This is a genomic window from Nostoc sp. DedSLP03 (assembly GCF_034530815.1).
Lineage (GTDB): Bacteria > Cyanobacteriota > Cyanobacteriia > Cyanobacteriales > Nostocaceae > Nostoc.
In genome coordinates this window covers 1-16,145 of the sequence record NZ_JAVRCK010000137.1, presented here as the reverse complement: position 1 = coordinate 16,145, position 16,145 = coordinate 1, and the positions used below count along the sequence as shown (strand labels likewise).

The following is a 16,145-nucleotide window of genomic DNA, read 5'->3' as shown; positions in this document are numbered from 1 at the left end:
AAAGATTCAGCAATCTTGGTGGGGCCGAAGAAATTATACTCAAGCCAGGGTATACCATAAGCTTCTTCCATGTGACGGCTGATGTAGTTCATCGACCGGTAACAGTGGATGAGGTTCATCTTCACATTGGGGGTCATCAACATTTCGTTGATGGTGCCATCACCTGACCATTGAGCGACTACGCGCAAGCCGATTTCTTCTAACAGGATGCGGCTAGCCCAAGCATCACCACCGATGTTATAGTCACCAATAATGGCTACGTCATAAGGAGTACCTTCAAACTGAAGTGTACCGTCTTTTTTCGCTTGGTCTGCTCTGGTGAAAACCCAGTCACGAACCATGTCGTTCGCAATGTGGTGTCCCAAAGATTGGGAAACACCCCGGAAGCCTTCGCAACGCACGGGTACAACTGGCTTGCCAATTGTTTTCGATGTCTTGCGAGCAACAGCTTCGATGTCATCCCCAATTAGACCGATGGGACATTCAGATTGAATGGAAACACCACGGTTGAGAGGGAAAAGTACATCTAGTTCTTCGATCAGCTTGACAAGTTTCTTGTCACCGCCGAACACGATATCTCTTTCTTGGAAGTCAGAGGTGAAGTGCATGGTACCAAAGGTATCAACACCTGTGGTACCAATATAGTAGTTACGACGACCAGACCAAGACCAGTAACCGCAACCTACAGGCCCGTGGCTGATGTGGATCATGTCCTTAATAGGGCCCCAAACCACACCTTTAGAACCGGCGTAAGCACAACCACGAGCGGTCATTACTCCAGGCAGGGATTTGATGTTAGACTTAACGCCGCAATCGGACTTACCTTCTTCGTATACGCCTAAGTGCTTTTCGCGCTTTTTAGCAGCTTTTTCTGGATAAGCACTGAGAACTTCTTTAATTAGTTCTTTTCTTTCTTCGATGATGTTTTGATTTTCTGGAGGTGTCATATTTAGCCTCTGTGACTCGTAAGGATCGGGGCATAGGGGGACTAGGAGTCCCCTCTAAGGTTAGGGGGGAGATGCTAGAGAGAGGAAAAGGTAAGATATAAAACTCTTCCTTTTTCCTTGTGCTAAAGCGTTATTTATTAGCAGCGAATTATACTACAGGAGCTTCAGCAGCAGTCTTGCCAACCAACTTGGCAGCATTTTCGTCGCTTTCGAGAATACCGAATTCAATCAACAATTCTTCTAGTTCTTCCATTTCGATAGGTGTAGGAATAGCCAGATTCTTGTTGTCGATAATTTTCTGAGCCAAAATCCGATATTCGTTAGCTTGGTTGCTTTCTGGAGCGTACTCGTTAACGGTCATCCGGCGCAATTCTGCGTGTTGAACAATGTTGTCGCGAGGTACGTAGTGAATCATTTGGGTGTTCAACCGTTTTGCCAAGGTTTCGATCAATTCGATTTCTCGGTCTGTGTTACGGCTGTTACAAATCAAACCACCCAAGCGCACACCACCGGTGTGAGCATACTTAAGAACACCACGAGCAATGTTGTTAGCAGCGTACATCGCCATCATTTCACCAGATGTAACGATGTAGATTTCTTGTGCCTTACCTTCGCGGATTGGCATTGCGAAACCACCACATACAACGTCACCTAATACGTCGTAAGATACGAAGTCTAGGTCTTGGTAAGCACCATTTTCTTCTAAGAAGTTGATGGCGGTGATAATACCACGACCAGCGCAACCTACACCGGGTTCTGGACCACCAGATTCTACGCAACGAACGTTACGGAAACCGGTCAGCATTACTTCTTCGATTTCGATATCTTCTACTGCACCACGTTCTGCGGCGAGGTGAAGAACGGTTGTTTGAGCTTTGCTGTGCAGCATCAAACGGGTGGAGTCAGCTTTAGGGTCGCAACCGACGATGAGGATGCGTTGACCCATTTCTGCCATAGCTGCCAAGGTGTTTTGAGAGGTGGTAGATTTACCGATACCGCCTTTACCGTAGAAAGCTATCTGTCTTATATTTTCTTCTGTCATTGTTCGTGTTTCCCTGCAATTGGTTGGTTAGTGGGTATGCGCGTTTGTCAGTTGCGTTCACGCCAGTTGAGCGACAGTAGTGAGCGCGTGTAGAGCATCGTTGGTAGCGTTGGCATAAATGCCTGCTGGGGGCGATCGCTCCACAGCTAAAATTATTGAAAGTAAGTACATCGATCGTCCTCGTTAAATTTTTTTTCTTTTTGTTTTTTGTCTCCGAAGTTCTGATCGCCGGAAGCCGGCGCTCAGACTTCTCTCTTTGTCCTTTGTCATTTGTTTTGACAAAGAACAAAGAAAATTACGCAATTTACAAATACGTCATAATGTGTTTCAGCTTGCAAGATTCGATAGGACTTAATGTTGTTATTTGTCAACAATCAATGCATAGTCCTATTACTTGTTCAAAATAGCGCCCTTCATATTTGTGACGCGATCTAGTGCAGCTTTGGTGTCTTCTGCTGACACTCCACGCACAGCCATTGCTTCACTGAGATGCTTGGCGATCGCATCGAAGTGTTGTTGCTGTAAGTTCAATCCTGCATGGGTTTTGTCCATTGGACGACCGCCGTATTGCTTTGGCCCCTCAAATATTTGAGCTAAGAAAGCAACTAGATGATTGCGTTGCTTCGCCATGTCTGTACCAGCAAAAACGGGAGCGAGGAGGCTGTCTGTAGCAATGCGTTTGTGGAGTTCATCTACTACTTGTTCAATAGCCGATTGTCCACCCATGTTGTCGTACAATGTGCTCATACTTGTCTCCTTTGAAGCGAGTTGGATGATGAAATTTGCAAGTAGGCGCTTAATCTATAAAGCCTATATGCTGTTAGCAGTAATAGTGGTAGGACTGATACCAATTCGTAATTCGTAATTCGTAATTCGTAATTAAGAAAGAATTGGTATGAAGCATCGAGTGGAGACAATGATTCGGTTCAAATCCTACTTTCTGTTCCTGGCTGAATGCATATTAGAGCGTATTTGTAGAGTACGTTAAGTCCTACAGCAATTCCTAAACTGCTTCGACTACAAGGCTCTTGCTGACACGATCTTGTAATCTGGCTTCGATCGCAATTTTCAGAGTTGCTGTACTACTTGAACAGGAACCGCAAGCACCTTGCAGTACAACTTTAACGCGATCGCCTTCTACATCATAGAGTTCTACATCTCCCCCGTCTGCAATTAGTACGGGTCTGACTTCTTCATCGAGAACCTTTTGAATTAGAGCAATCTTTTGCACGTTGGTTAGCGCTCGCTCTTTGGACGTAACAATTTCTGTGGCAACTTGTACGCCGTAATTGTTGAGAGCAGGTGAGGCGTATTCCTGTTGAACTGATCTAATAATATCATCAATGTTCGCCAGACAGGAACCGCATCCGCCACCAGCTTTTACATAATTTGTTACTTGTTCGGCATCCGTGAGATGATTTTCTAGAATCACGCGACGAATCTTAGACTCGCTGATGCCAAAGCAACTGCAAACTAATGCACCTTCATCATCATCATCGTGGGAAGCTAGAGGTATGCCACGATAATTGTAGATAGCGGCTTCTAGGGCTTCTTGTCCCATGACAGAGCAATGCATCTTTGCTTCTGGTAAACCACCCAGGTAATCTGCAATGTCTTTGTTGGACACTTTCAGAGCTTCATCTAAAGTTAAACCTTTGACCATTTCGGTTAATGCACTAGAAGATGCGATCGCACTAGTACAGCCAAAGGTTTGAAAACGAGCATCTAGAATCTTATCAGATTCTACTTCCACTTTCAGGTGCAATCTTAGAGCATCACCGCAAGCAATGCTGCCGATTTCACCCGTTGCAACCTTAATTCCAGGTTCGCTCGTTTCTTCAATTTCTCCCTGATTTTTGGGATCGTAAAACAGTTCTAATACTTTATCGGTGTAGTCCCACATATTATTAAGTGCTGAGTGCTGAGTGCTGAGTTATGAGTGGGGGGGATTGGGGAAGGGGTAATGGGGAAGGGGGAAGGGGAAAAATTATTCCTTTACCCTTTTCCCATTTTTTCCCAGTCCCTAACGATGCGCTAGTGCTTGTTCTTGTCCTTGCAACCAACCTGCATCATCATTTTTGAAGGGTGAGAGGGCGCGTAAACGTTCTACAATACTGGGCATTACCTCTATTACGCGATCGATTTCGGCTTCTGTGGTGTAGCGACAAAGACTGAAGCGGATAGAACCGTGCAAAGTTGTATAGGGTAAGCCCATTGCCCGCAGGACGTGAGAGGGTTCCAGAGAACCGGAGGTGCAAGCAGAACCGGATGATGCACAGATACCGAATTTGTTCAATAACAGTAAAATTGCTTCACCTTCGATGTACTTGAAGCCGATATTTGTGGTGTTTGGCAATCTCTGCGTAACATCACCGTTAACTACACAATCGGGAATTTTAGCGAGTAAAGTTTGTTCGAGGTGATCGCGCAGCTTTCTTTCTCTGGCAGTCGCTTCTTCTAAGTGTAACAGTTCTAGTTCCGCAGCTTTGCCCAAGGCAATAATTCCTGGAACATTCTCTGTTCCTGCCCTACGTCCGCGTTCTTGGTGTCCCCCAATCATGAAGGGACGGAACCGAACTCCGCGCCGGATATATAAAGCACCAATTCCTTTTGGCCCGTGCAGCTTGTGACCAGACAGGGTTAACATATCCACTGTGCTAGTCTTCATATTTAAGGGGATTTTTCCCACTGCTTGCACCGCATCTACATGGAAGATAGCGCCATATTCTTTGACGCGCAACCCAATTTGCTCAATCGGGAAAACCGTGCCGGTTTCGTTATTAGCATACATAATTGTCACCAGGGCGGTGTTACCCGTCAAAGAAGCTTCTAGTTCGTCTAAATCTAGCTGCCCTTGATGATTTACTGATAGATAGGTAACAGTGTAACCTTGGGTTTCTAATTGTTTGCAGACATTGAGTACTGCTGGATGTTCTACTTGGGTGGTGACAATATGTCGCTTTTCTGGTTGCGCTAACAGTGCGGCTCGAATCGCCGCGTTATCTCCCTCAGTTCCACAACTTGTATAGACAATTTCTGACTCATCGGCTCCCAGGATGGCTGCAAGTTGTTCTCTTGCTGTTCTCACTGCTTTACCGACTTGCCCACCAAAGGTATGCATACTGGAGGGATTGCCGTAATAATCTGTCAGGTAAGGTAGCATTACCTCTATAACTTCTGGGTCTACCTTAGTGGTGGCATTATTATCGAGATAGATGCAGTTATTTTGCATTGTTGTCTTCAATTACGAATTAAGAATTATTTAGGGATTACCAAGAAATAAATTATCCAATCTTGTGGGGTGGACATCTTGTCCGCCTTTAGTCACGGGCGGGCGAGACGCCCACCCCACAAGAAAAGTTGGGTGTTTTTTATTTGGAAGTCCCATAAGCTTCCGCATCCATTGTTTGGGGTTGGCGCTTTTGCAACTGTTCGGAGTATTTCTGGGAATAACAGTTAAACCAACGTTCCCAATAATCTTGTTTATTTGTTAATTTAGCAACTACGCGGTTGTAATTGGCAAACCAGCCTTCCCAATAATCGCTAGGCTGCTTAACGCAACCGTCGCAGGTAGGACAACCAGCTTTACACTGAGGCACGGTATGAATGCTACCAACGCAGTTTGTACAAAGTTCAGGGTCAATCCAGTGCTGTCCGTCAACCACTTTAACTGCATTTGTGGGACATACAGATAGACAGAGATTGCAGGAAATACACTGGCTAGTAAGAATTTTGTAAGCCATGATTTATTCTCCTTTTTTGGGATTGGGTACTGGGTACTGGGTACTGGGTATTGGGTACTGGGAAAATTCTTTCTTAATTCCCAGTCCCTAATCCCCAGTCCCTAATCCCTAATTCCCTAATTCCTTAACGTATTGCTCGTAGAACTCCAAAGCAACCTTTTCAATTACGTCGTAAGCTTCAACAGTCTTGATTCCAGCTTCTTGCAATTTTTCTTGAGGACAGTTACCAATCTTAGAGACTAGAACCGCTTTGCAATCTGCGATCGCTTTCATAATATGCTCAAAAGAAGCTTCTTCGCCGTATCCACCTTGGCAGTATTGGTCAATTTTGCGATGACCGATAAAGCGAACTTCGTTTCCACCCACTTCGTAAATTTGGAATTCTTTCGCATGACCGAAGTGTTGGTTAACTAATCCGCCGCCTTTGGTTGCTACTGCAACTAAAACTTTCGGACTATTGGCGATTTTCTTACTGGCTAGCGCTTTATCTTTGGCTACTTTAAGTTCTTCTTTAAACTTCTCAATTCCTTCGTGAACGGTAGCGCGTTGTTCCATGTCATATTCGGGAGCCATTTCCAAGAATTTCTCTTTAGAAAACTCCTGACTGCGGTCTTCTCCCAATAATCCGACTGCATCGGCACGGCACTGGCGACAGTGACGCATCATTTTCATGTTACCGGAGCAGTTGTCTTGAACTTCTTTGAGTTCTTTGGGTGTGGGGCCGCGTTGACCGGTTAAACCGAAGTGTGTGCCATGTTCTGGTGCAGAAATCAATGGCATGATGTTGTGCAAGAATGCACCTTTCTCACGGATGACTCGATTCACTTCGACTAAGTGTTGGTCATTAATTCCAGGAATCATCACGGAATTGACTTTGCACAAGATGTCAGCATCTTTTAGGGCTTGCAATCCTTCCATTTGTCTTTCGTGGAGGATTTTCGCACCTTCAAGACCTCTGTAACGCTTGCGTCTGTAGTGAACCCAAGGATAAATCTTAGCACCGATCTCTGGATCTACCGCGTTAATGGTGATCGTAACGTGATCTATATTTAATTGTTTAATGCGATCGATGTAATCCGGCAGCATTAAACCATTGGTTGATAAGCACAGCTTGATGTCTGGTGCTTGCTCTGCAATCAACTCAAATGTGCGGAAAGTTTTTTCTGGGTTCGCTAATGGGTCGCCAGGGCCAGCAATTCCCACAACTGTCATTTGGGGAATCTTGCCACCAATGACCAAAGCTTTGTGTGCGGCTTCTTCTGGTGTTAACAATTCGCTAACTACTCCAGGACGGCTTTCGTTAGCGCAATCATATTTGCGGTTGCAATAGTTGCATTGAATGTTGCAAGCGGGAGCAACTGCAACGTGCATCCGGGCGTAGTGGTGATGAGCGTCTTCGCTGTAGCAGGGATGTTTAGCAATGCGTTCTTGGAGCTTTTCGTCCCTTTCCACGGTGGTGCTGCTGGTGCTGTCGCAGCCGCAACCACCTGATTTTGCTTGGGTTGGCGATTCCGTAGCGTTGGAGTTGAGGAGTCGTGTAGACGGTGATGTCATTGAATTTCGCAAAAGGTCGGTGGACTTGGCTGCCACTGTGGGAGATGCTGTTGCTACTCTTTCATGCCCAGAATTGAAGTCGCGTCTTTCACACTGCCTGCAAACCCTTGGGTTCGGGTAACTTGTTTTCAAGTAAAGCAGGCGATAGATATCTGATATTCGGCTGGTGTGTGTCAACGTTCGGTTCTTGGGTAGAATTTGTGCCGTAAGGCGCGACTTCTCTTCACTTCAGGCATGGTGCTATGTCATCCCTCCACTCACTTTTCGCTTTGTTTTGTTTCAGAGCGTTAGGTGATTGGCGATATAAGATTTATAGCAGCCGTCTCCCAGCCAGATGTTGCGTCTCTCTAGGATAGAATTTATTGGATTTATTACTTTTGTACTCAAACATTAAAAACCCTAATTCTTCAATGATTACAAGAATTAAAAAAGTTTTTTTTAGGTAGGGGTTCTAGTCTTTTTTGGTTGGGGTTCTAGTGTTTATAGATGGGGGTTCAGGATTTCTTTGTACTCAGGTAAAACCCAATCCCAGCAATAACTTTAGCTAACTTGAAACTAGGTTTGGGTTATTTAAATGTGTACTCAGATTGCCCTCAAGTTTCGTCAAAAGCAATAAATGACGAGGGTTTGATGGTGAAAAACTGGAGTAGTTTATATCGTTCTACTCCAGAAAAAAGCGAAATTCAATTCTGTATCTAACATATCATTTTTTTGAGGGTAAAAATGCAATTCATATTTTTTTAATTTTTACTTTGACAATCATATTCAATTGTGGTTCTAAGCCTTGTCTGGTAAGGGATATGAGGTAATGAAAATAGGTGTGTTGCTGCATATCATTTTCAAAAAACTTAACTTTTACCTTCTTTTTTTCATTCCCACAATGAGGAGATGGGCAAAAAACTCTCAGGTTTTGTGTTTGAGAGAAACAACAAACTATAATCTAACATGATTGAGCGATCGCAATGATTTTTTTGAATTGCTCACTACAAACCTTAACAAAAAACCTCACCTCCTTCCTGTGTCGGGAAGAAGAAAAGTTTAAAATCTTTCTTCTTCTAGGAGAGAGGATTTTTAGATACCGCTCTTTGTTGCTGATACTATTTAGCTAGAATCAAACCAAGCGTGAAAAAATCTTAAGTTATGATAGCCATTTCCCAACAGCCGCCAAAAATGACCGTTGAGGAATATCTGGAATGGGAACCTCAGCAAGACCTTCGCTACGAATATGCCAATGGCGAAGTGTTTGCCATGACAGGCGGTACAATTCCCCATAACGACATTGCACTTAACTTGTACACTGCCTTACGCCCTCATTTGCGTTCCAGAGGTTGTCGAGTGAATGTGTCAGACGTGAAAATGCAATTCACTGCCCAGAGTCGCTACTATTATCCTGATGTGATTGTCAGTTGCGACCCTGAAGACTTGAATGCCCGCAACTTTATTCAACATCCCAAGCTGATTGCCGAAGTTCTTTCGCCAGGTACAAGCGCTAAAGATCGAGGTGAAAAATTTACTTATTATTTGACAATCCCCAGTTTGCAAGAATATATCTTGATTGATTCGGAAAAAATCTCTGTCGAACGTTACTGTCGGGGTGAGGGTAGGATGTGGCTTTATTATCCCTACACGGCTGGAGATATCGTCACTCTATCGAGCATTGAATTTGAATGCCCGATTGAATTGCTCTATGAAGGTGTTGTATTTACCACCGAAGAATAAAGAGAATGTTCCATGTTAACTTTTAAAGAGCGATTGCACCTTAAGCAACTGCATAGCCTGTGTAGGGTCTTAACTCCGGTGGACGAAAGCCAAGGACGATGTGTTCTTTAGGAATTCCAGCCCGTTCTAAATCGGCAGCAACGCCTTCTTCAGTGCCATCCCGTTGAATCCAGATTTTGCCATCAATCAAGTCAATATGAACCAGACAGCCATGAATGCGGCGATCGCCATCCCAACCTAGATCCATCCACAAATAGCGATCGTGGGTTCGATCGAACACCACTTCCGATTGAATATTGGCATAAGAATAGGGTAGTGAAGCATATTCACTGAGAATAGTTTCAATCACCTGGCGATAGTCATCTAACTTGGTGTAATCCATTGTTTAATAATCTCCTGTTTTGGATCGAATGTAATCAGCTTTAAACGATGATTTCTCAGTAACAGTTTGCCGATAGGTTCTTCAAATAAATCATCAAAAATACTATTAGGTACTGCAAGATATAGTATTCGTTTTGGCTCCAATTCCATCAAGATATCCTGATATAAAATATACTGAACCAACGCTTTTTATAAATCATCAACATCCGATCTGCCGATAAAACTTTTAATCTCAACCGCAATTTTTGATTCTGCTTTTTGCGCCGCCAACAGTTGTCTAGCACCTAAATCAACATACAAATCTTTTTTACCAAACTTGAGAGTCAATGGATCGTGAGTAATTGTCCATTTATCTTTAATCAAAGCATTTTTAACATTGTTGCGATCAAGCTCTCTAGCTGGCATACAGGTGTAATTTTAGACTGATATTTCTATTTTAGGAAATCGCTACACTAGATTTATCAGGAAAAACAGGCTGTCTGAGTTCATTCAGCAAAATATGGTAACAGGAGGAATGTGATGAAAGCAGTCGTTATCCGTCGGTATGGCGCGACTGAGGTGTTGCAGTATGAAGAGGTGGAGCAACCGAAAATTGAGCCAACACAGTTACTTGTGAAAGTTCGTGCTAGTAGCGTTAATCCTATTGATTGGAAAATTCGTCAGGGGATGTTGAGTTTAATTACTGGCAGCAATTTTCCGAAGATTCTGGGGTTCGATGTGGCGGGAGATGTCGTAGCCGTTGGTTCTGGTGTCACCCGTTTTAAACTAGGAGATGCTATTTATGGCTGTACTAGCTTCCCTGGAGGAAGTTATGCCGAATTTGCAGCTGTTCCAGAAAATGTGGTGGCGCTTAAACCAACGAACTTATCTTATGAAGAAGCTGCGGCTGTGCCGTTAGCAGCGCTCACGGCTCTGCAAGCGCTACGAAATGAGGTAAATATTCAAACAGGACAAACTGTGTTGATTAATGGTGCTGCGGGCGGTGTGGGCACTTTTGCAGTCCAAATTGCTAAAGCTTTAGGGGCAGTGGTAACGGGAGTTAGCAGTAGCAAAAATTTGGATTTAGTGAAATCTCTAGGAGCAGATCGCGTGATTGATTATACGCAACAAGATTTCACTGAAGATATAGCGCACTATGACATTATCTTTGATGCAGTGGGTAAGCGATCGCTCTCTCAAACTAAAAGAGTTCTCAAACCCAATGGAATTTATATCACCACACTACCCGGCCCCGAAGTTTTCTTAGAGAGCGTCTTAACAGTGTTTCTTCCCGGTCAAAAAGCGAAATTTATTTTGCAAAAACCCAACACTCAAGATTTGATTTATCTCAAAGAATTGATTGAAGCGGGTAAAATTCGTGTGGTAATCGATCGCACATATCCCTTACAAGAACTAGCAGCGGCTCATGCTTATAGCGAAACGGGCCGTGCAGTGGGAAAAATTACCTTGGTGCAGCCCGTCGTAGACATCGCAGTTATTACCAACAATATTTAAGACATCTCGGTTGCCTTTGTATACTCCTGGAGTTGTAAGAAAAGACTAGGAAATTCCGCCATTAGGGTCTTTTCACGGCGTGTAGGAGAGCTTATAGATAGCGCCGCTGTAGTCATCCGAAATTAACAAATTACCTTGCTGGTCTACTACCATATCCACGGGTCGCCCCCAGGTTTCTTGCGTTGCTGGAACCACCCAACCGGTGACTAAATCTATCTCTTGTCCTGGGGTTTTTGTTGTACTGTTCCAGGGAAAGTAAATTATTTTGTAGCCCGTTTTCTTCTGCCGATTCCATGAACCATGCAGCCCTGCCACTACCCCATTTGAGTATAGGCTGGGAAAGTTGGTATTTTGTAAGAATGTTAGTCCCAAGGGAGCGGAATGGGCTTGGATACCTTTGCTAATCCTGTCCAGTGTATTGCAATTAACACTTCCATTAGCATTGAACTGATAGTCGCGGTCAAATGGCATATTGTCAAGGCCATTTGGGGTGTAAGGATTGGGATTGCAGAATGGCCAACCGTAGTTACCGCCATCTCGAACTTTCGTGAACTCCTCTGGTGGGTGGTTGTCTACGTAGGAGGGGATAATCTTACCGTAATTGCCACTGCTATCGTTGAAAGGATAGGCGATGTTATCTCGATTATTAACGACTACCCAAAGATCGTTTGTGCCAGGTAAGAATGCTAACCCTTCAGCATTACGTAAACCTTGAGCAAAAAGCCGCTGATTGGTTCCATTAGCGTTGTACTGGTAAATTGCACCACGCTTTGGATTACTGACAGTATCTTCTTTACAGGCATTGCATGTAGAGGCGATCGACACGTACAGTTTGTGGTTGCCATCAAGTGCGATATTTTTCAGTTCGTGACCATAAGCGCCTTTGAGTTCCCGCGTGCTGCTGTCTGGTAAGCCAGTGACAACGATTTGACGATTTTTCGCTATTTTATCTCCAGAGTTGTACATGAAGCGGTTAATTTGATGAGTCTCAGAGATATAAATGTATGTGGTGTTGTCAATCTTATGAAACACAATGTCGTGTGGTTTGCGTAGACCTGTCACGAAGTCAGAAATAATTGGGTCTTTGCTGCCATTTGGCCGGACAATTAACACTTTACCGGAACTGGGCTGTGATACTAGAAGATCCCCATTGGGAGCAACTGCCATAAAGCGAGCTTTGTTAATGCGAGCATAAACAGAGAGGGAGAAATTGGGCGGCACTTTCAGGTAACGGGTAGTATTAAAGGGCCAAGAGGTCATTGTACTAGGCACTTTCAGCTTGGTTTCAACAGACGCAGGGGGGGGTTGGCCGATCGCTGCGTTGCTAAGAACCTCTAAAGACATCAAACTAATTAGTGATGCGGATAGTATACGTCCAAGCATCTGTGTTGGTTTTAAAGTAAATGCAACCATTTTGAACTTCCCTCTAGCTTAGTAGCGATTTATATTACACATAATTCTTGACTAGCCGATTTAACCAAGAATTTGAACAAAGTTAACTCAGGACTATTATTTTTTTTAAACACTTAAAATATCTTTATCTACTGCTATTTTTTCTAACTCATCAAAAAATGGGTGAACCGATAAAAAAGGCAGAGCGATCGCTCTTCTCAACTAAAATATTCCTCAAGCTACTTAGTCTCGAAATCATTATGCAGAGCGTCTTAACAGCCTTCCTTTACAGTCAAAAAGCCAAGTTTGTGTTTGACAAACCCAACGCTGAGGACTTGGTTTTTCTCAAATAGTGGTAATTGATTGCACGTATCTCCTGGTATAACTAGCGGCGGCTTATGGTTGTAGCGAGGTAGTTTACGAATCTGGTTTTTACCCCACCCTAACCCTCCCCTTGGAAAGGGGAGGGAACTAGATTTTCCAGTTTCCCCCCTTGTAAAGGGGGGATTAAGGGGGGTAATTTGACCTGTGTGTACACCGTAGCCTAACAGGAGAAAGGTTCTTCAGATACCTGTGATATTTCTGCAATAACCCTGAAATCTGGAAACATTACTCCAGCTAGTGGATATACTCGTAATCAAAATCTCAACAGAAGCGAGTATTATGCTGGACTGGTTAGCTACTTGGGGTGTAACTCAGGCCGCCGGGTTGATTTTTAAACCCATTCTCGAAGATTTAGCCAAAGATGCTGCTAAAGATTGGGCTAAAGATTTATTAAAAGGCATTCCTGGCAAGATTTTCCAGAAACTTAAGAAGGAAGACATAGAAATTGCTGCTGGTAAGGCGTTAAAGGAATTTTTGCAACTCATGCAGCAGCAGTTAAAGGTTCGTTGCAAACTTGCTGAAGCTGAGATTAAAGAGTACACCACAGACATCCAGAAATTTATCAGCGATAAGTCGGTTACAGAAATTCTTGGCAAGGCTTTTGATATTAATTGTGAATCTCTAGACGCTAAAACCCTAGAAGATAGTTGGAACAGGCTGCAATTAAAACCTCTGCCATCTAAGTTTAACTGGCAATCAATTACAGAACAGTATTTAACACAAGTCCAAGAACTTCTTTTCGATTCAAAAGATTTACACCATATCCTAGAATTACAAAAGTTATCTGATATTGAAATCAATACCAAAGAAATTATTGGTGTTATTGTAGATTTTAATTTAGTGAAATATCAAGAAGGAATCCGTGAATGCTATGGCAATCTCAAGTTAGATAGTTTAGATACTAGTGGCTATGCCTATAACGATCTGAAATTATGGCGGATTTTTACTGCTCAAAATGTCCGGGAAACTCATCAAGTTTTACCACAAGTTCACGAACTGCCTAAAGAACATCTGAGACGGCTACGAGAAAGTGACCAAGTAGAACTAGTTGAATTAGAAGAATTAGAACGCCACAAAAGAGTTTATTTTGAACAGCCGATCCGTTCAGTTTTAGATGTTGTCAATAAAAAGCAAGATCATAGATATATTGTGATTTTGGGCGATCCTGGTTCCGGGAAGTCTACTTTGTTGCAATTTCTGGCTTTGAATTGGGCAGAATCACCACTGGATAATGTTATCTCATTACCAATTCCGTTGCTAATTGAATTACGCACTTATATGCGGCGACGGGAAGATAAAGAGTGCAATAATTTTCTAGAATTTTTTCATAACTGTAGTGGTGCTGTTCATCATCTCAATCAGCTTGAACTAGATAAAAAATTAAAAGCTGGTAATGCCTTAGTGATGTTTGATGGTTTGGATGAGGTATTTGACCCTGGTCAGCGAGAGGATGTAATTACTGATATTCATCGCTTTACTAATGACTATCCTGATGTGCAGGTAATTGTCACTTCTCGGATTATTGGCTATAAACCGCAACGATTACTTAATGCTGAGTTTCACCACTTTATCTTACAAGATTTAGACTCAGAACAAATTCAGGATTTTATCTACCGTTGGCATGAGTTAACTTTTACTGATGCAGTAGATAAAGTCAGAAAACGGGAACGGCTAAAAAGAGGAATTGCAGCTTCCAAAGCGATTGCAGAATTGGCGGGAAATCCTCTGCTGTTGACGATGATGGCAATTCTGAATCGGAATCAAGAGCTACCAAGAGATAGAGCTACACTTTACGATCAAGCATCGCGGGTACTGCTGCATCAATGGGATGTGGAACGCGCTTTGACAGAAGATAAGAGGTTAGACCCCAAGACGATTGATTATAAAGATAAGCAAGCGATGCTGCGTCAGGTTGCTTATCTGATGCAAACTGGTGATAAAGGTTTGGCAGGGAATTTGATTAATGAAAATGATTTAGTCAAAGTTCTGATTGATTATCTGAGAACCATAGAATTTGATAAACCCAGGGAAGTTGCACGGGTGATGATTAATCAACTGCGGACTCGCAACTTTATGTTATGTTTCCTGGGTGCGGATTATTATGCTTTTGTGCATCGGACATTTTTAGAATATTTCTGTGCTTGGGAGTTTGTCTGGCAGTTTAAAGAAACGCAAACGCTGACTCTTGAGGAACTTAAGAATGAAGTTTTTGGCAAACACTGGCAAGATGAAAGTTGGCATGAAGTCTTACTGCTAATTGCGGGAATGATTGAGCCTAAATTTGTTGGGGAGATTCTTGATTATTTAATGGCGCAAGATGGCGAAGAGGAAAAGTTTGTCAATCTATTTTTAGCGGCTAAGTGTCTTGTAGAGGTGAGAAACCGCTCGGCGATCGCGTTAACGGCTAATAAATTACTTAACCAGTTAAAAGACTTGACTAAATATGACCTCTGGTACTATTACGTTCCCTACGAAGATGAAGAAGAAACTAGGCTAGTTCAGGAAATTCGCACTCAAGCAGTCACAGCAATTGCAACGACCTGGCAAGAATCTCCCGACACCAAAACCTGGCTCAAAGAACGCGCTAACCAGGATGATAACGGGCTTATGCGACGTACAGCAGTTGAAGAATTAGCGAATCACTTCAAAGATGACCCCGATACTAAAACCTGGCTCAAAGAACGTGTAAATCAGGATGATAACGGGTTTGTGCGACGTGCAGCAGTCCGAGAATTAGCGAATCACTTCAAAGATGACCCCGACACCAAAACCTTCCTCAAAAAACACGCTACCCAGGACGATCGCGAAGATGTGCGAGATGTAGCAGTCTGGGCATTAGCCCAGAACTTCAAAGATGACCCCGACAACAAAACCTTCCTCAAAGAACGCGCTATCCAAGACGATCACGAAGATGTGAGAGGTACAGCAGTTCACGAATTAGCAAAGAACTTCAAAGATGACCCCGACACTAAAACCTTTCTCAAAGAACGCGCTACCCAGGACGATCGCGAAGATGTGCGAGGTGCAGCAGTCTGGGCATTAGCCCAGAACTTCAAAGATGACCCCGACACTAAAACCTTCTTCAAGGAACGCGCTACCCAGGACAATCGCGAAGATGTGCGAGTTGCAGCAGTCCGGGCATTAGCTCAGAACTTCAAAGATGATTCCGACACCAAAACCTTCTTCAAAGAATGTGCTACCCAGGACGCTCGTGAAAATGTGCGAGGCGTAGCAGTCCAAAAATTAGCTCAGAACTTCAAAGATGACCTCGACATTAAAACCTGGCTCAAAGAATGTGCTACCCAAGATGATAGTGCAAATGTGCGAGGTGCAGCAGTCCGGGCATTAGCGAATCACTTCAAAGATGACCCCGACACCAAAACCTTCTTCAAAGAACGCGCTACCCAAGATGATAGTGCAAATGTGCGAGGTGAAGCAGTCCGGGCATTAGCGAATCACTTCAAAGATGACCCCGACACCAAAACCTTC

At 43.4% G+C, this 16,145-nt stretch carries 13 protein-coding genes and 1 pseudogene; 4 read left to right on the top strand and 10 right to left on the bottom strand.

Annotation, left to right across the window (positions count from 1 at the left end):
* The 7 genes from RM368_RS35880 to nifB form a co-directional block, all read right to left on the bottom strand.
* Positions 1-947 (bottom strand): nitrogenase component 1 (locus RM368_RS35880; RefSeq protein ID WP_322698470.1); only part of this gene is annotated, 947 nt, incomplete at its 3' end.
* A 148-nt stretch (positions 948-1,095) separates the two neighbouring features.
* The gene (nifH, locus tag RM368_RS35875; RefSeq protein WP_322639553.1) at positions 1,096-1,989 is read right to left on the bottom strand and encodes a nitrogenase iron protein; all 894 of its coding nucleotides are present in this window, start codon (positions 1,987-1,989) and stop codon (positions 1,096-1,098) included.
* A 390-nt stretch (positions 1,990-2,379) separates the two neighbouring features.
* Entirely contained in the window at positions 2,380-2,736 is a 357-nt protein-coding gene (locus RM368_RS35870) for a group 1 truncated hemoglobin (RefSeq protein WP_322698469.1), read from the bottom strand.
* A gap of 256 nt (positions 2,737-2,992) precedes the next feature.
* On the bottom strand, positions 2,993-3,892 hold the full coding sequence (gene nifU / locus RM368_RS35865) for a Fe-S cluster assembly protein NifU (RefSeq protein ID WP_322698468.1): 900 nt from the start codon (positions 3,890-3,892) through the stop codon (positions 2,993-2,995).
* Positions 3,893-4,012: 120 nt separating this feature from the next.
* The gene (gene nifS, locus RM368_RS35860; RefSeq protein WP_322698467.1) at positions 4,013-5,221 is read right to left on the bottom strand and encodes a cysteine desulfurase NifS; all 1,209 of its coding nucleotides are present in this window, start codon (positions 5,219-5,221) and stop codon (positions 4,013-4,015) included.
* 139 nt (positions 5,222-5,360) lie between these two features.
* Positions 5,361-5,732 (bottom strand): 4Fe-4S binding protein, encoded by a 372-nt coding sequence (locus tag RM368_RS35855; RefSeq protein WP_322698466.1) that lies wholly within the window; start codon positions 5,730-5,732, stop codon positions 5,361-5,363.
* Between the two features lie 108 nt (positions 5,733-5,840).
* Complete coding sequence (nifB, locus tag RM368_RS35850; protein WP_322698465.1) at positions 5,841-7,286, bottom strand: nitrogenase cofactor biosynthesis protein NifB; 1,446 nt, start codon at positions 7,284-7,286, stop codon at positions 5,841-5,843.
* A 1,140-nt stretch (positions 7,287-8,426) separates the two neighbouring features.
* On the opposite strand from nifB, the gene RM368_RS35845 reads away from it, so the two are divergent.
* Entirely contained in the window at positions 8,427-9,005 is a 579-nt protein-coding gene (locus RM368_RS35845) for a Uma2 family endonuclease (protein WP_322698464.1), read from the top strand.
* 40 nt (positions 9,006-9,045) lie between these two features.
* Here RM368_RS35845 and RM368_RS35840 read toward each other — a convergent pair whose 3' ends face one another.
* Entirely contained in the window at positions 9,046-9,387 is a 342-nt protein-coding gene (locus RM368_RS35840; RefSeq protein WP_322698463.1) for a XisI protein, read from the bottom strand.
* Positions 9,369-9,791: pseudogene (locus tag RM368_RS35835) on the bottom strand (element excision factor XisH family protein). Before RM368_RS35835 ends, RM368_RS35840 begins: the two are co-directional and overlap by 19 nt.
* Before the next feature lie 114 nt (positions 9,792-9,905).
* Here RM368_RS35835 and RM368_RS35830 point away from each other — a divergent pair.
* Complete coding sequence (locus RM368_RS35830) at positions 9,906-10,880, top strand: NAD(P)-dependent alcohol dehydrogenase (RefSeq protein ID WP_322698462.1); 975 nt, start codon at positions 9,906-9,908, stop codon at positions 10,878-10,880.
* Between the two features lie 72 nt (positions 10,881-10,952).
* Here the strand turns inward: RM368_RS35830 and RM368_RS35825 are convergent, their stop codons facing one another.
* The gene (locus RM368_RS35825) at positions 10,953-12,293 is read right to left on the bottom strand and encodes a PQQ-dependent sugar dehydrogenase (RefSeq protein ID WP_322698461.1); all 1,341 of its coding nucleotides are present in this window, start codon (positions 12,291-12,293) and stop codon (positions 10,953-10,955) included.
* Positions 12,294-12,451: 158 nt separating this feature from the next.
* Here RM368_RS35825 and RM368_RS35820 point away from each other — a divergent pair, with 158 nt between their 5' ends.
* Complete coding sequence (locus RM368_RS35820) at positions 12,452-12,625, top strand: hypothetical protein (protein WP_322698460.1); 174 nt, start codon at positions 12,452-12,454, stop codon at positions 12,623-12,625.
* 310 nt (positions 12,626-12,935) lie between these two features.
* Positions 12,936-16,145, top strand: a 3,210-nt coding sequence (locus RM368_RS35815) for a HEAT repeat domain-containing protein (protein ID WP_322698459.1), incomplete at its 3' end; no start/stop codon positions are given.